Source organism: Syntrophomonas erecta subsp. sporosyntropha (assembly GCF_055395365.1).
In genome coordinates this window covers 218220-235439 of sequence record NZ_AP042459.1, presented here as the reverse complement: position 1 = coordinate 235439, position 17220 = coordinate 218220, and the positions used below count along the sequence as shown (strand labels likewise).

The window sequence follows — 17220 nt, the reverse complement described above, 5'->3', positions numbered from 1 at the left end:
ATGCCAGGCATAGAAAATGGTTTGGTTATTCGTCATAATCAGATCAGTGATGATATGTACGAGATAGAGTTTATTAGTCCTAAAATTGCTCCTCTTTGCCAGCCAGGTCAATTCATTCATGTAAAACCGGGAGTATATAATCAACCTTTACTAAGAAGACCGCTAAGTTTGTGCGATGTAGATAAAAAGCTAGGGAGCATTACCCTGTTGTACAAAAGAGTAGGGGAAGGAACAGATATGCTTACCCGGGTTCGTACCAAGGATTACCTGGATGTAATGGGGCCGCTGGGACAGGGCTTTTCCCTTCCGGGAAGCGGTAAAAATGTTGTTCTGGTAGGTGGAGGAGTAGGTATTGCTCCTCTAGTCTACCTGGCCCGGGTATTAAAGGAGCAGCATTGCCAGGTGAAGGTTTTCCACGGTATGGAAAACCGGCGGCAATTGGCAGCCTTCGAAAAATTCCGTGCCATAGGAATCGATTTTTTGCCTGCCACCATGGATGGCAGCGCCGGGTTTAAAGGCCTGGTCACCGATTTATTATGGAAAAAAATTAATCCTACTGAAATTGATTATGTATATACCTGCGGACCTGAACCTATGATGGCGGCTGTGGCTGACTATTGCCGGGAATATGGTTTACCTGGAGAGGTTTCCCTGGAAGAATATATGGCTTGTGGAGTAGGGGCTTGTCTGGGCTGTGCTCGTAAACTTAAGCCTGAAGATGAATACTATGTAAAAGTGTGTCATGATGGTCCGGTATTTAATATGCAGGATGTTTGCCTGTATAAAAAATGATAGCTGTGAACACAGCTATCATTCACGAGTTATAAAAATTACATTAAGCCGAAGTTTTTACCAACAATAACATTATAGCGAAGTTAATTTAACATCTGATTATTCCTATGTTAAGTTTTAGTTAAGAATTCTTCCCGGATAAATTGGAAGGGAGGTAAACAATTGAAAAAAGATCCTAGTAATATTGAGATTCCAGATTTAAGTGTAAACCTGGGGGGATTGCAATTGGACAATCCTGTTTGCGTTGCTTCCGGTACCTTTGGCTATGGAAGAGAGTATGAGGATTTTGTAGACCTGCCTGCTATTGGTGGGGTAATTGTCAAGGGAACCACCTTGACGCCTCGTCCGGGTAATCCTACTCCGCGAATTATTGAGACTCCTGCGGGGATGCTCAATGCAATTGGACTGGAAAACCCGGGTATAGATGCTTTTTTAACTGAACATCTTCCTTACCTTTGCGAACGTAATGTTACAGTTATCGCTAATATTGCCGGCAATACCGTAGAAGAATATGCGGAGATAACCAGGCGTATCGAAAAAAGTACCGGGGTGGCAGCTATAGAACTAAATATTTCCTGTCCTAATGTTAAGCAGGGTGGTATGCAATTTGGTACTGATCCAGATACAGTTTACAAGGTGGTAGCAGCGGTCAAAAAGGAGACTGCTTTACCGGTTCTTCCTAAATTATCGCCCAATGTTACCGATATCGTAGCGATAGCCAGGGCGGCGGAAGCTGGTGGGGCCGATGCCTTATCCATGATTAATACCTTAATGGGTATGGCGGTGGATATTGAAAATCGCCGGCCTTTTCTGGCTAATATCTTTGGTGGTTTATCAGGGCCAGCAATAAAACCGGTGGCATTAAGGATGATTTATCAGGTATACAATCAGGTTAAATTGCCTATCCTGGGTGGGGGTGGAATAATCAACTATCAGGATGCCCTGGAATTCATCATGGTGGGTGCAACTGCAGTATCAGTTGGTACTGCTAACTTTATCAACCCTTGTGTATCTAAGCAGCTGGTGGAAGATCTTACGTTGTATCTCCAGGAAAATTCAATCAGGTCGGTCAAGGAGTTAATTGGGGTGGCCCATATTTAGATAGTTATTTAACGTGGACTTAAAGTACTCTAAGGGGGCTTTATATTAATGATAAACTGGATCTAGCCCCCATTTCATAGTTTGTGTTAGCTTAGATCTTATCAAGTCGGGTGTTGGAAGATAAGTTGTTTTAACCTGTAGAAATTGGCCTAGTTTGGTCTAATAAACTTAAGGACTCAGTAGGGAAGGGGGTCTTGTAAAACCCTGGTGGGATTAGAAAAAGGAGGTAGTCATTTGCAGGCCAGAGATAGAATCATTGTAGCACTGGATGTGGATGGTGAAAGGGAAGCTCTTAAACTGGTAGAGCAGCTGTCCGGTATGATAGGTGCGTATAAAATTGGGATGCAGTTATATAACAGTAGCGGCCCTGGGATTGTAGAACGTATTCAAAACCTGGGGGGAAAGGTTTTTGTAGATCTAAAGTTTCATGATATACCTAATACTGTGGCAGCAGCTGCACGGGTGATGACTAGACTAAGGTGCTTTATGTTCAATGTTCACGCGGCTGGTGGCAGAGAAATGATGGACCGGGCAGCCAGTGCAGTAGCAGAAGAATCAGAAAAGTTACATACTAAACCTCCCTTAACCCTGGCGGTGACAGTGTTGACCAGCATATCTCAACTGGAGTTAGAAAAGGATATGCTTATTTCCGGGTTGCAGTTAGAGGAAGTGGTAGGCCGTTGGGCAGCCATGGCCAAAGAAAGTGGGATAAATGGGGTGGTTTGTTCCCCCCGTGAAATATCTATTATACGGCAAACATGTGGAAATGATTTTCTCATAGTTACACCAGGAATAAGACCGGCCTGGGCGGAAACTAATGACCAGAAACGCATCACCACCCCCCGGCAGGCACTCGATTTAGGTGCTGACTATATGGTCATTGGCAGACCTATTACTGCAGCTAATGATCCTCGGGAGGCGGCGCAGAAAATCATCGATGAACTGGAGGAATAAAAATGCTTAATAGAGAGGAAGCAATCAAAATTTTTAGCGATTCAGGGGCTTTACTGGAGGGTCATTTTCTATTAACTTCAGGAAGACACAGCAATCAATATATGCAGTGTGCTCAGGTACTTAAATATCCTGCCTATACTGAAAAATTAGCCCGACACCTGGCAGAAAGTTTTCAGAACGATGAGGTGGAACTAGTAGTTGGGCCGGCTATGGGTGGAATTATCGTTGCTTACGAAGTAGCGCGTCAGCTAGCAGTTCCAGGCATATTTACAGAACGTCAGGATAGCCAAATGGTACTGAGACGTGGTTTTACTATAAAACCTGGTCAAAGGGTAGTGGTTGTTGAGGATGTAGTTACTACTGGGGGGTCTGTACGAGAAGTAATTGATGTAGTAAAAGCCTGTGAAGGAATTGTCGTTGGGGTAGGGGTGTTGGTAGATCGCAGTGGCGGAAAAGTTGATTTCGGAGTGAAAATGACCTCTGTTTTGACTATGAATATTGAATCGTGGGAATCTTTCGGGTGCCCTCTCTGTAAAGAAGGTAAACTACCCGTTATCAAACCAGGCAGTCGTACGGCTTAAGAACAGCTCATTTACTTAATGAAAATACCCCTTCCTTTAGCATTCTTTAAAAGGGGGCCAAAGGGAGGGGAGGCATAGGGGTAGAATATATTCTCTACCCTACTATTGTGGTAGTGATTAGCCATGAACAGGAGGTAGGCCGTTGCGGGTTTTTTTAAATGGTCAGGAATTGAAATTTGTTGAGGGCGGCTACAAATATGTTTTTCTTAAACCCTATAGACAACACGTGGAGGACACTGTAGAACGTGCGGGAAGAACTTTGCATATTCAAATGTATGATAATGGTGTACAGATACGTACCCTGGCTACTCCCTCAGAAATAACCACATTGATTAACCGGGAGGTAGCCATTGACAGGCTTAATAACAAAATTTATATTCTGGAGGAAGATAGCCAGGTTATCAGGAATGATGATGGGTCTATTAGTGTGAAATAGATGGTAATAGCCTGGCAGGGGTTGGTATAAAATACTGATTAACATGGCCAAGTTGGTTTAACTGAGCCACATTAACAATCGCTATAAAATTCTTGAACTATTCTGTTCCGTCATATGACAGAATTAAAACCCCTAGTTTCCCAGCTGATTAATCCTTGATCAGATTTTTTCCTGCCCGGATGATAAGATAGTTTGGGCCTGCTGAGAATGGGGATTAACTAATATAGTCCAGTAGTTTTCATATATAACCATACCTGGTTTGGCCCCGGAAGGTTTGTGGACATTTGCCCGAAATGTATAGTCTACGGCTACCTTTTCGGATTGGTTACCTTTGCTGAAATAAGCAGCCAGGATAGCGGCTTCCTCCAAAGTACTATCAGGGATATCTTCAATAGATCCAGACTTATTAGGTAAACGAATAATGACATGAGTGCCTGGTATCTCTTTAGTATGCAGCCATAGATCATGCCGATCGGCCAGTTTTAAAGTGAGCACATCATTTTGACGGTTGTTTCTACCCACCCATATTTCATACCCATCTGAACTAACATATTTTCTAGGTTGGCTTTTTTCGGGTTTGGTTTTAGAACGGCCTCTTTTTCCTTTAAGGTAACCTTCTTTTTCTAATTCTTCTACTATTTCTGCAATTTGCGCCCGATTTTCCGCCTGGTCAATAGCTACCAGAACAGATTCTAAATAATTAATTTCCTCCCGGGTATCCGCTATCAATTTTTCCAGGTGAATTAAAGCAGTGCGGCTTTTATTATAAGTCTTAAAATAGCGTTGGGCGTTTTGTATAGGGGTAAAACGGGGGTCAAGGGCAATATCAACCATCTCCCCGGTATAAAAATCCTGTAAGGCAGCCTGTCGTAGTCCTTTTTGAAGTTGATGGGCATAAGTAGTAAGCAGTTCTCCCCAGGTACGGTATATATCATTACTCTTGGCCTGAGCCTGGTCGCTTTCCTGGTGAAAGAGCTTTTTACAGGATTTTTCCAGCCAGCTTCTGACCTGGCGAGACAAATTTACTTTAGTACTATCCAGGCGCATTAAATCTAATTTAGTCCGGTAAAAATAGTCACAAGCCTGATTGATAGAAGGAGTTTCTATAATAGAGGTAGGTGCTTTCGCATCCAATATAGTTATTGGATAGGGGGCAAACTCCAGCGGTTCTTCCCCCTGGTAAAGAATGTATCCGGTTAAATCATAATCCGGTTTTTCAACTAGCCGGTTAATCTGCTGGTAGAGGGTACTAAGTTCATATTCGCCACATTCATCAACAGGATAATCTGGGGAAATCTGAACCGAGCCACATATTTGACGTGAGGAAAAGGGGCTTATTCCTGATACGGTTTCAAAAACTGCTGTACTTACCTTTTTTCCAGATTGCTGCCACATAGCTTGATAGAATTCCCCCGGGCTAATGGTGAGTGGGTTTAGTTTATTCTGGGCAGGAGGAGAAAGGTATTCTTTACCAGGTAGAATTTCCCGGCAGGAATTGCTCTCACTACCAAATTTTTTTAAAGCATCCATGATTAATCCAGTTTCAGGATTAACTAGAATAATATTGGAATGACGTCCCATTAATTCGCAAATAAGCAGGCGTGGTTTCCATTCCCGGAAATCATCTAAAGCTTCAATGGTTATATGCACAATTCGATCAAAATTTATTTGTTGAAAGGATACAATTTTACCTCCTTCCAGGTATTTACGAAGCAGCATGCAGAAAGAAGGAGGGGATGTAGGGTTAGGACGTTTATCAGTGCTCAGGTGTAGGCGTGCCCAGCGCGGTTTAGTCGAAATTACCAGGCGTGCTGAACCACTGCGGGGATGTCTTAGACTAAGTACAAGCTCGTCTTTTTCGGGTTGGTGTATTTTATCTATTCGGGCATTTTCCAGAGCAGGGTTTAATTCTTCTACTAGTGCGTGTATAGTCAGGCCATCAAAAGGCATCCGGTTTTCCTCCCTTAACTTGTAGACAGGACCAGTATAGCACTTAGTAAAGCTTATTTCCATTTAGCATATAGGCAATAGAATATTACCCCGGCTATAAATATTATAAATGCAGGTCTAAAATAGTAGTAAATAAAGCAAGGTAGGGGTATGTCCAGGTAGGGGAAGGTTACCGTAATTCAGTTGAACCAGAAATAGACACTTTAATGATTGTGTGAATAAACCGGAAAATATAAGCATTTTCTCCACAATCATGACTGTAATAAAAATAAAAATGTAAGAAAGGTAAAAAAAAGCTCAGCATAAAAGGAGGTCTTTATTTGAACCCGATGGTAACCACCATATACCGCAATGCCATAGAAAAAGTAGCCGTTCTGGAACAAGAGAAAAGGGATATAAGCAGGGAAATACTGTTGGCCCGTAATAAAAAAAGAAAGCACTTGATATATAAATTTCTTGAATATGATCAGAAAAAGCATGAGCTGCTCCTCCAGGTGGCTCGCGTAGCCTTACAAAACCAGGAAACCTCTATAATCGCTGATTTGAAGCGATTATATTCCCATACAGAGCTGCAGGAAGATTTAGTTAATTGTATTGCAATGGAAATAAAATATTGTAGCCAGTTTATGGAGGTACTTAGTAAGGGTCTTAAGTATCCGGGTTTCATGACTTTTACGGAAAAGCGAACTGAGCAGGAGGTTTGTAAGTATGTCCTGGAAAAAGCCCGCCAGTACAGTCATATAAAAAATCCATTCGGGTGCTGATTCCCAAGTTTACCGTAACGTGCCCGGCATAGGAGTGAATGCAGGAAACAAATAACAGGGTGAGTTGCAGGGAAATATATCAAATCTTGACTAGGATAATAAAATGTATAACACTTAAAACTAATGTTAGTAGAAAAGGGGAGGTTTACGATCATGGCAGAAACAATCAGGGTAATAGTTGCGGGCGCTTTAGGAAAAATGGGCCGGGAAACAGTAAAAGCGATAATTAATGATAAGGGATTAGATCTTTGTGGGGCGGTAGATGTTAAGGCCCGCGGCGAAACTATAGATGAGATTAGCGGTTTTAAAGGATATTCCAACCAGGTAGACAATGATTTAGATGAATTAATCGCCAGGGTAAAGCCGGATGTCATGGTCGACTTTACCAACCCGCAAGCGGTCTTTAATAATGCCAGAACGGCTTTGCAAAATAAAATAACCTGTGTAATTGGCACTACCGGATTAAATGAAGTGGAATTGAAACAGTTGGAGAAACTGGCGGTAGAAAACCAGGTAGGCGTTGCCGTAATACCTAACTTTGCTATTGGGGCGGTAATGATGATGAAATTTGCCCAGGAAGCAGCCCGCTACTTTCCGGATGTTGAAATTATTGAATTACATCATGATCAAAAAATGGATGCACCTTCAGGTACGGCTATTAAAACCGCAGAACTTATTAGCCAAAATCGTTCACTAATGCCGCCGAAAAATGCCGGAGAGTACGAAAAAATAGCTGGTTGCCGGGGAGGAGATGTAGATAATATTCGTATTCATAGCGTGAGACTACCAGGTTTAATAGCCCACCAGGAGATTATTTTTGGCGGAGCAGGGCAAAGTCTTACTATTCGGCATGATTCATATGACCGGATCAGTTTTATGCCCGGAGTAGTCATGGTCATAAAAAAGATGATCAAACAAACTGGATTAGTTTATGGTATGGATAATCTGCTCTAAAAGCAGTAAAAATATCCGCTAATAAGTAAAGCCAATAAAAGTAAGGGGCAGCTTTTTAGATAAACATTTATAAAATGGACGGGAGAGCATCCTGTTCATTTTTTTTGCTGTAAACCAGGTGCAAGACAAGCACCTAAGGTAAACGGGGTACATATACTACTATTAATTGTAGCCATACGAACTAAAATCCCAAAGGGGGGTTGATGGTGAGTTCAGTACTTTCTGGAATAAAAATCGCTGTATTAGGGGGAGATGATCGGGAACTAATTCTTATATGTGAATTGGTAAAAATGGGGGCAACTGTTGGGGTAGCAGGTTTTTCTAAAGATAAAATACCCCATGGAGCCTTTGCTGTAAATTCAGTTGAAGAAGCCTGTAAAGATGCTGAAGTAGTTATTTTGCCACTTCCAGGAACTAGCCCCGATGGTATAATACGGGCAGTTTATGCGGAGGATAATCTGCTTCTAAGTGAGAAAGCCATCAAAAGTATTGCTAGAAATGCTGTAGTAATCATTGGTTCAGCCAGGCCTTTCCTAAAGGAATGGGCCCAAAAATATCACTTTACTTTATTAGAGATCATAGATATGGATGAATTGGCTGTACTTAATTCTATTCCTACCGCTGAGGGTGCCATACAGATTGCTATGGAGGAAATGCCCATCACAATCCATGGAAGCCGTACGTGTGTAGTTGGATTTGGCCGGGTTGGTATTACCCTGGCCCGTTCCCTAAAAGGGTTAGGGTCTGATGTAATAGTTGTAGCCAGAAATCCAGGTCAACTAGCCCGGGTTTATGAAATGAGATGTCGGCGGGCTGATTATTCCCAGTTGCGGGAAATTCTTAACCATACTGATATTGTGTTCAATACAGTACCGGCCATGGTTCTGGATAAAAATGTATTAAAATATGCTAATCCTGATATTTTAATTATTGATCTGGCTGCCCAGCCAGGAGGAACTGATTTCGAGACTGCTAATGCTCTAGGACTTAAAGCGATACTAGCCCCCGGTTTACCCGGTAAAGTTGCTCCGGTATTTGCCGGAAAAATATTAGCCGACGTTATTCCCCGGGTTATTATTGGTGAACTCGCCAAGCTCGATAAGGATTTGCTTTTTGGTTAACAGGGAGGTGCAAGTCTTGTTAGAGATGCAAGAAACCCGATTAAAAGGAGTTAAAATTGGAGTGGTTTTAACGGGATCCCATTGTACGATCGGGGATGTTCTTCCACAAATGAGGGAACTAAAAAAACAGGGTGCAGAGGTCCACTCCATATTTTCCTATACCGTTGACGAAACAGATAATCGCTTTTACCGGGTAGAAGATCTCAAAAAAGAAGTGGCAGAAATTACCGGACATCCGATAATTAATACCATTGTAGGATCTGAGCCTATTGGTCCTCAAAAACTACTGGACATAATAATAGTAGCTCCTGCTACCGGGAATACCATTGCAAAAATGGCTAACGGAATAGTAGATACCCCGGCGTTGATGGCGGTTAAAGCTCAGTTAAGAAATGCGAGACCAGTGGTTATAGCCATTTCTACTAATGATGCCCTGGGTATAAATGCCAGGAATATAGGCTTGTTATTAAACATGAAAAACATTTATTTTGTCCCCTTTGGACAGGATAATCCCATGGAAAAAGCCAGTTCATTAATATCCCGTATGGAGTTAATACCTGATACTATTGTAAACGCCTTGCAAGGCAAACAGTTACAACCAATATTATTAGGTCCAGGTTGCCTGTCTTGAGACTCGGTTAGACAGTGTGCTAAAATAAAATTTAGACTTTTTAATAAACAGGAGGTTACATTTTAGCAATGGGGGTAAAACTGGCAATAGTAGGAGCAACAGGTGCCGTAGGGCAGGAAATGATAAAAATTTTCCAGGAACGTAATTTCCCTATAGACGAATTGATATGTCTGGCTGATCCTCGGGAAGCTGGAACTAAAATCAAATATGCCGATACAGAAGTAACTGTCAGGGCTGCTGATGCAGAAGCCTTTAAGGCGGCAGATTTGGCTATGTTTGCTGTAGATACTAAGGTAAGTAAACAACTTGCTCCCCTGGCTGTGCAAAATAACTGTGTAGTTATTGATAACAGTTATGCATTCAGGCTGGATGATTCGGTACCTCTGGTTGTTCCTGAGGTTAACTCCGAAGATATACGCTGGCATAAAGGAATCATATCCAATCCGAATTGCTCTACCATAATTATGGTAGTAGCTATTAATCCTATTCATCAGGCTGCCCGGCTAAAAAGGGTGATTGTATCAACCTATCAGGCTGTTTCTGGAGCAGGTAAAGCAGGTCTGGATGAATTAGACGCACATGTTCGGGCTTATGTGGCTGGACAGGAGGCTAAACCAGAAGTATTTCAGCATCCGATAGCTTTTAATCTAATACCACATATTGATACATTTGTTGAAGATGATTACACTCGTGAAGAGATGAAAATGGTATGGGAAACCCAAAAAATTATGCATGCCCCCGACTTAAAACTTGCCATTACTGCCGTTAGGGTACCAGTATTTAGAAGTCATTCTGAATCAATCAATCTAGAAACTGAAAAATCCCTTTCGGTAGGCGAGGTGCGCGAGCTTTTGCAGGGGGCTCCCGGCGTGGTTATTGAAGATGATCCGGCTAAAAATCTTTATCCTATGCCTCTTTATAGCTCTGGTCATGATGAAGTTTTTGTCGGAAGAATCAGAAGGGATATATCAACTGACAATGGGATAGCATTATGGGTAGCAGCCGATCAGATTAGAAAAGGTGCAGCTACCAACGCTATTCAAATCGCCGAGATGGTGGTAAAGGAAAACCTTTATTAGGAAGGTGTAAAAAATTTGAGAATCGCGGTACAGAAGTTCGGCGGAACTTCTCTGGCCACTCAGGAACTTCGCTCCCGGGTATACGAAATTATTCGTAATACCAGAGATGAAGGTTTAAATGTGGTGGTCGTGGTTTCGGCTATGGGACGAAAAAATGATCCCTATGCCACCGATTCTATTATTAATTTAGTCAAGGAAATTAATCACGAACCAGAGCCGCGGGAGATGGACATAATCATGTCCTGCGGTGAATTAATATCCGGGGTTGTTCTTAGTTCCCAGCTAACTGCTATGGGTATTAAAGCCCGGTTTTTTACCGGTGAACAAGCGGGAATAGTTACTGATGGGAACTTTAATAAAGCCCATATTCTGTATGTAAACCCCAAGAAAATCTTAGAATGTATGGAGGAAGGACTTGTCCCGGTCGTGGCTGGTTTTCAGGGAATAGGGGAAAATGGTGAGTGGACTACATTAGGACGGGGAGGAAGTGACACTACTGCCAGTGCCCTGGGAGTTGCCCTAAATGCTGAGGTAATAGATATTTTTACCGATGTGGAAGGGGTCATGACTGCCGATCCTCGTATTGTAGATAATGCCCGCCTGTTAGATGCTATTACTTACAATGAACTATGCCAGTTGGCCCGGGAAGGAGCCAAGGTGGTTCATCCGCGGGCTATTGAAATAGCTATGCAAAGCGGAACACCTTTAAGGATCCGATGCACGTTCAGTGAATCAATGGGGACCTTAATTACCCATCAAACTCATGATTCAATGGACCCGGTTAAATTTATTAGTGATCGGCTTATTACAGGTATAACCTATACATCTAATATTGCTCAGGTCAAAATAAATTCCCAGAGTTTGCAGGATAAAAAAGGTCTGGAGTTGAAAGTATTTAGATCGTTAGCATTGGCTGGCATCAGTGTTGATTTCATAAATGTTCAACCCGACCTGATCATGTTTACGGTAGCAGAAGATGCTGCCGTTAGAACTCTAGAGGTCTTGAAAACGATAGGTTTACATCCTGATATTGAATTACATTGTGCCAAGGTAGCAGTAGTGGGCGCTGCTATGACTGGTATTCCAGGTGTGATGGCCAAAGTAGTTGAGGCTCTGGAGGAGAGCAATATTCCTATTCTTCAATCAGGCGATTCTTATACCAATATCTGGTGTCTGCTGAAAAGGGAACATATGGAACAGGCGGTTAAAGCACTGCACGATAAATTTGAATTAGGTAATAAATAGAGGTGGTGATTAGTCATGACATCTCCCAGATTGTTGACGGCCATGGTTACTCCTTATGATGCCGAACTTAATGTTGATTACAATCGAGCCAGAGAACTGGCCCGGGAGCTGTACGAGAATGACACTGAAGGTATAGTAGTGTGCGGCACTACTGGTGAATCTCCGGTTTTAACCCGGGAAGAAAAATTACAGATGTATGTAGCTGTAAAAGAAGCAGTAGGAGACAAGATACCGGTATGGGCCGGAACAGGTTCCAATGATACTAAACAATCCATTGAATTAAGTCGTGAAGCTGAAAAATTAGGGGTTAGTGGAATAATGCTGGTAACCCCCTATTATAATAAGCCTAGCCAGGAAGGTCTGTACCAGCATTTTAAAACTGTAGCCGAGAGTGTATCCCTGCCGGTAATGCTGTACAATGTACCCGGTCGAACTGGTGCTAATTTGCTTCCGGATACGGTTAACCGATTAGCAGATATTGATAATATAGTGGCAGTTAAAGAGGCTAGCGGTAATATGGATCAGGTTTCACTGCTGGTTAATAAATTAGCTGGTAAAATATTAGTCTATTCCGGTGATGATTCCATGACTCTTCCGATGATGGCTGTAGGTGTACATGGAGTGGTAAGTGTGGCCTCCCATATAGTTGGTAAAGAATTACGCTCCATGATACAGGCTTTTGTGGATGGCGACATGCAGAGAGCTGCCCAGTTGCATCATAAATTATTTTCTGTTTTTAAGGGATTATTCATTATTTCTAATCCCGTACCTGTAAAAGAAGCTCTGAACATGCAGGGCCGGAATGTTGGTGGAGTACGTTTACCACTGGCCCGTGCCAGCGAAAGCGAGCAGCAATTCATTCGTCAATTACTACAAAGTAACGGATTATTATAAATCTAACAGTTAAGGAAGCAAAGGGATGGTCCCTTTGCTTCCTTTTTTTGTTTATTTCCTTTTAATGTGAAAAATAAGGGAAAGAAAGGAGCAGGTAAGGGACGTTAATTTGCCTGCATAAATATTCCGGCTCCGCACTTTGCATGGGAAACACCCACTGCTGGTCAAGTTGCTTCAGGGGGACCGGTTTGATTCACATCCATTTTCAACGACCTTAGTAGTGAACGGTAGTGAACATTAGTGGTGCCCTGGGGGGTACTGTCCCCTTGGAAAGTACATAGCTTACTTCCTTCTTCACTTATCCCATGTTTAGTGTTCTTGATTTTTTAAAATAAGTGAACTATATTATTTAATCAAAAGGGACTATATTTACCGAGGTGTAATAACTATGGCGAAAATACAATTTAAAACCGAGTCGAAACGCTTGTTGGATTTAATGATTAATTCTGTTTATACGAACCGGGAAATTTTTTTAAGAGAATTAATTTCTAATGCCAGTGATGCGATGGATAAATTGTATTACCGTTCTTTAACCGACCAAAACGTCGGGATGACAAAAGAAGATTTTGTTATAAAAATCTCTATTGATAAGGAAAATAGAACTCTTACTATAACAGATACCGGCTGCGGTATGACTAAAGAGGAGTTAGAGAGTAACCTGGGGACTATCGCTAAGAGCGGTTCTCTGGCATTTAAGCAGGAAAATGAGCAAGCAGAGGATATAGAAATAATAGGTCAGTTTGGGGTTGGTTTTTACTCGGCTTTTATGGTGAGTAAATGTGTGACTGTTATCAGCAGAGCTTATGGATCGGAAAAGGCTTTTCAATGGGAATCTGAAGGTGTTGACGGCTATACAATTACTGTTTGCAACAAAGACAAGGTCGGAACCGATGTGATTCTAAAGCTTAAGGATAATACCGGCCAGGATAATGAGGATAATTATGACGAATTTCTCGATGAGCATAGAATCAAAGGTATTGTGAAAAAATATTCGGATTACATTCGTTACCCTATTAAAATGGATATAGAGAAGCAAAGACTTAAAGAAGGTTCCGATAATGAATATGAAACTTATATTGAAACTGAAATACTTAATAGTATGGTGCCTATTTGGCGCAGGAATAAGAATGAATTAACTGATGAAGATTATAATAATTTTTACAAAGATAAATTTTTTGATTATGAAAATCCCCTGTGGGTAATACATAGCAGTACTGAAGGGAAAGCAACTTATAATGCGCTTTTATTTATTCCGGCCCGAACTCCGTATAATTATTATTCGAAAGAATATGAAAAAGGGTTGCAGCTGTATTCTAATGGAGTTTTAATTATGGATAAATGTGCGGAGCTTCTTCCCGATCATTTTAGCTTCGTAAGGGGCCTGGTGGATTCACAGGATTTATCTTTAAATATTTCTCGTGAAATGCTTCAGCATGATCGGCAATTAAATTTGATAGCCAGAAACTTGGAAAAGAAAATAAAGAACGAACTGCTGAAAATGTTAAATAAACACCGGGAAGAATATGAGAAGTTCTTTAGAAACTTTGGACTGCAATTAAAATTTGGCATTTATAATAATTTTGGTATTAACCAGGAAACACTAAAGGATCTTATTATGTTCTATTCTTCCAGTGAAAGGAAATTAGTGACTATTCCCGAGTATATCAGTCGTATGCAGGAAGATCAAAAGTATATATACTATGCTTGTGGCGAAGATGTAGACAGAATAGACCGCCTGCCACAAACTGAGCTGGTAAGAGACAAAGGTTTTGAAATACTATACCTTACCGAAGATGTGGATGAGTTTGCCCTTAAAGTCTTAAGGAAGTATGCTGAAAAAGAATTTAAATCAGTTTCCAGCGGTGATCTAGGATTGGAAAGTGAAGAGGAGAAAAAGTTCTCGGAAGAACAGGCTAAAGATTATAAAGAGATGTTTAATTTTATGCAGGAGTCTTTGCCCGGCAAGGTCAAAGAGGTTCGTTTATCCCCGAGGCTCAAGTCACATCCGGTATGTTTAACTAGTGAAGGAATGTTGTCACTGGAAATGGAAAAAGTATTAAATTCACTTCCTACCGAAAAACAGGTGAAGGCTGATAAGGTTTTGGAGGTTAATGCCAACCACCCAATTTTTAAAGTGCTATGCGATTTGTATAAAGAAGATAAAGATAAACTAAAATCCTATACTGAGATTTTATATAATCAGGCACTACTTATTGAAGGTATGGACATAGATGATCCGGTGTCTTTTTCCAACACACTATGTAATATAATGGCTGATAAAGCCTAATCGGTGAGAATGGTTTATTGACCTGACTTAGGTCAGGTTTAGTGAGTCGGCCCCAACCATGTTTTATCTGCCTATTTCAGTTATCCGGAGGCAGGTAGATGGTGTTGGTTTGCATACATAAGTATTTCGGCTTCACGTTCTGCCTGGGAACACAACTGCTAGTCAAAGGGCTCCAGGGAGACAGGGCTTAGTCCACATCTATGTTTAAAACCCTATTATTGGGAGGTAATGAACATCAGTAGTGGTCTGGGGTGTTGCCCGCTGGCGATGTTCGTGTCGCTGGCCCCCTTCCGCCCTAGGCTTTCACGGGTGTTCTACCGGGTTTCTTTTACGTCCCTCTCCATATTTATGCATTCAAACCAGTGGATTCAGATCCTTCGCAGCAGAATCATACTTTAGTAGCCGTTCTACCTTTTATGGGAGACTTCCTAATAAAAAACTAAAACTATCCGGGGATAAATTGTGGGGGCTAAAGTTTAACCACCTAGTTACCGGCTGACAGAAAAATGCGATTAGTTGTATCGTGGTTAAGAATCGGCTATAATAAGCGAAGCGGTCAGATTGTGCGGTGTTCAAAAAACTGAATAAAGGAGGTGTTTGGATGTCCGATAGTGATCGTCTCCAGATCATTCCCCTGGGCGGTTTGGGGGAAATAGGTAAAAACATGATGGCGATCCGTTATCAGGACAGCATCGTGGTTATTGATGCCGGACTTATGTTCCCAGAAGATGAACTTCTGGGGATTGATGTTGTCATTCCTGATATTTCTTATTTACTGGAAAACCGGGAAAAAGTCAAGGCGATTTTGCTTACTCACGGACATGAGGATCATGTAGGGGCTCTACCTTATGTATTAAAAGAGCTTAATGTTCCGGTCTATGGTAGCAGGTTAACCCTAGGTATCGTGGAAGGCAAGCTGAGGGAGAATAACCTGAAAAATGTCCGACTTAAAGTAATACGTCCCCGGGATATAGTTGAAATCGACGATTTTAAAATAGAATTTATCCGGGTAAGTCATAGCATACCCGATGCTATGGGGATAGCTATACACACGCCACTTGGAATTATGCTGCATACAGGAGATTTTAAGCTAGATCAAACCCCGGTTGATGGTCAGGTGGTTGATTTTCGTAAACTAGCTGAATTAGGAGAAAAAGGTGTCCTGATGATGTGGGGTGATAGCACTAATGCCGACCGGACTGGTTTTACCATGTCAGAAAAAGTAGTTGGTAATACCTTTGATGAGTTGTTTGGTAAATGTACGGGACGTATTATTGTTACTACCTTTGCTTCCAATGTACACCGGATCCAACAAGCCATAACTACGGCGCACAAATATGGGCGCAAAGTCTGTATAATTGGCAGGAGCATGGTAAATAATGTCAGGATTTCAGCTGAGCTGGGCTATATAAATATTCCCAATGGCATATTAGTTGAAATGGAGGATATAAGTAAGTATCCAGCCGACAAAATAGTAATTGTTACTACCGGTTCACAGGGGGAACCCATGTCAGCTCTTACTCGTATGGCTACTGCTGACCACCGATGGGTAGGGATTGAACCTGATGATACGGTTATAATTTCCGCTACCCCCATTCCTGGAAATGAGAAATTGGTAGCTAAGACGGTTGATTTACTTTTCCGGCAGGGAGCGGAAGTCATTTATGAAAGAGATATGGGAGTACATGTATCTGGACATGCTGCCCAGGAAGAGCTTAAGATCATGCTTAACTTGATTAGGCCCAAGTTTTTTATGCCGGTTCATGGTGAATATCGCCATTTAATGAAGCATGCCAAACTGGCTGAGAGTCTGGGTATTCCTCGTTCCAGGATATTTGTAGCCGAAAATGGACAGGTAATCGAAGTAAGCCGCAAAAAAGCTGTTATTGCTGGTAAGGTAACTGCAGGAAAAGTCCTGGTAGATGGCCTGGGTGTGGGAGATGTAGGCAATATTGTACTGCGGGACCGCAAACAGCTATCCCAGGATGGTATAATGATCGTAGTAGTTACCATAAACAAAGATTCTGCACAGGTGGTGTCTGGTCCTGATATAGTTACCCGGGGTTTTGTATATGTGAGGGAATCGGAAGAGTTGATCGAAGATGCTAGGGAACGGGTAAAAGAAGCTCTGGACCAGTGTACTAAAAAGAATGTTACTGAATGGGCCGTAATTAAGGCTCAAGTTAGGGATAAATTAGGTAAACATCTTTACGAAAAGACTGGCCGTCGTCCTATGATTTTACCTATTATAATGGAAGTATGATAAATAAGCAGTATGGTTAAAAAAGGAACACCGGAATCGGTCCCATATTTATATGATCTATTAAAAAACGCCCCTTAAGGGGCGTTTTTTTTGTATGAAATTTTGCAGTAAAGCAAACTATAGATGTACACTAGTCTTTTGTAAGACCTGGTCTAAGTATTTTTTGTT

General features: G+C 41.6%; 15 protein-coding genes. 14 read left to right on the top strand and 1 reads right to left on the bottom strand.

All coding sequences use genetic code 11. The features are described 5' to 3' along the window. From ACZ5Q0_RS01115 to ACZ5Q0_RS01095, 5 genes are all read left to right on the top strand, one after another. A complete protein-coding gene (locus ACZ5Q0_RS01115) occupies nt 1–792 on the top strand; it encodes a dihydroorotate dehydrogenase electron transfer subunit (protein ID WP_446819913.1) in 792 nt (263 codons plus the stop codon). Between the two features lie 162 nt (nt 793–954). Then, nucleotides 955–1893, top strand: a complete 939-nt coding sequence (locus tag ACZ5Q0_RS01110; RefSeq protein WP_446819914.1) for a dihydroorotate dehydrogenase — start codon at nt 955–957, stop codon at nt 1891–1893. A 234-nt stretch (nt 1894–2127) separates the two neighbouring features. Then, nucleotides 2128–2847, top strand: a complete 720-nt coding sequence (pyrF, locus tag ACZ5Q0_RS01105) for an orotidine-5'-phosphate decarboxylase (protein ID WP_446819915.1) — start codon at nt 2128–2130, stop codon at nt 2845–2847. 2 nt (nt 2848–2849) lie between these two features. Next, on the top strand, nt 2850–3428 hold the full coding sequence (gene pyrE, locus ACZ5Q0_RS01100; RefSeq protein ID WP_446819917.1) for an orotate phosphoribosyltransferase: 579 nt from the start codon (nt 2850–2852) through the stop codon (nt 3426–3428). 142 nt (nt 3429–3570) lie between these two features. Next, nucleotides 3571–3864 (top strand): hypothetical protein, encoded by a 294-nt coding sequence (locus ACZ5Q0_RS01095; protein ID WP_446819918.1) that lies wholly within the window; start codon nt 3571–3573, stop codon nt 3862–3864. A 159-nt stretch (nt 3865–4023) separates the two neighbouring features. Here ACZ5Q0_RS01095 and ACZ5Q0_RS01090 read toward each other — a convergent pair whose 3' ends face one another. Continuing rightward, nucleotides 4024–5877 carry an Rqc2 family fibronectin-binding protein gene (locus ACZ5Q0_RS01090; protein ID WP_464827194.1) on the bottom strand — a complete coding sequence of 618 codons (1854 nt, stop codon included), beginning with the start codon at nt 5875–5877 and terminating at the stop codon, nt 4024–4026. Between the two features lie 257 nt (nt 5878–6134). Between ACZ5Q0_RS01090 and ACZ5Q0_RS01085 the strand changes: the two genes are divergently transcribed. The 9 genes from ACZ5Q0_RS01085 to ACZ5Q0_RS01045 all read left to right on the top strand — a co-directional run bounded on the left by ACZ5Q0_RS01085 (nt 6135) and on the right by ACZ5Q0_RS01045 (nt 17052). Next, the gene (locus ACZ5Q0_RS01085) at nt 6135–6578 is read left to right on the top strand and encodes a hypothetical protein (protein WP_446819920.1); all 444 of its coding nucleotides are present in this window, start codon (nt 6135–6137) and stop codon (nt 6576–6578) included. 153 nt (nt 6579–6731) lie between these two features. After that, the gene (gene dapB, locus ACZ5Q0_RS01080) at nt 6732–7532 is read left to right on the top strand and encodes a 4-hydroxy-tetrahydrodipicolinate reductase (RefSeq protein WP_446819921.1); all 801 of its coding nucleotides are present in this window, start codon (nt 6732–6734) and stop codon (nt 7530–7532) included. Between the two features lie 203 nt (nt 7533–7735). Further along, on the top strand, nt 7736–8653 hold the full coding sequence (dpsA, locus tag ACZ5Q0_RS01075) for a dipicolinate synthase subunit DpsA (RefSeq protein ID WP_464827280.1): 918 nt from the start codon (nt 7736–7738) through the stop codon (nt 8651–8653). A 25-nt stretch (nt 8654–8678) separates the two neighbouring features. Then, the gene (locus ACZ5Q0_RS01070) at nt 8679–9284 is read left to right on the top strand and encodes a dipicolinate synthase subunit B (protein WP_446820742.1); all 606 of its coding nucleotides are present in this window, start codon (nt 8679–8681) and stop codon (nt 9282–9284) included. 68 nt (nt 9285–9352) lie between these two features. Continuing rightward, complete coding sequence (locus ACZ5Q0_RS01065) at nt 9353–10363, top strand: aspartate-semialdehyde dehydrogenase (RefSeq protein ID WP_446819922.1); 1011 nt, start codon at nt 9353–9355, stop codon at nt 10361–10363. A 15-nt stretch (nt 10364–10378) separates the two neighbouring features. Further along, nucleotides 10379–11608: an aspartate kinase gene (dapG, locus tag ACZ5Q0_RS01060; protein ID WP_446819924.1), complete on the top strand. Its 1230-nt coding sequence runs from the start codon at nt 10379–10381 to the stop codon at nt 11606–11608. Nucleotides 11609–11623: 15 nt separating this feature from the next. Then, entirely contained in the window at nt 11624–12502 is an 879-nt protein-coding gene (gene dapA, locus ACZ5Q0_RS01055) for a 4-hydroxy-tetrahydrodipicolinate synthase (protein WP_446819925.1), read from the top strand. 388 nt (nt 12503–12890) lie between these two features. Next, a complete protein-coding gene (gene htpG, locus ACZ5Q0_RS01050; RefSeq protein WP_447182646.1) occupies nt 12891–14789 on the top strand; it encodes a molecular chaperone HtpG in 1899 nt (632 codons plus the stop codon). A gap of 601 nt (nt 14790–15390) precedes the next feature. Then, nucleotides 15391–17052 carry a ribonuclease J gene (locus tag ACZ5Q0_RS01045; RefSeq protein ID WP_446819927.1) on the top strand — a complete coding sequence of 554 codons (1662 nt, stop codon included), beginning with the start codon at nt 15391–15393 and terminating at the stop codon, nt 17050–17052. The last annotated feature ends 168 nt before the right edge of the window (nt 17053–17220 follow it).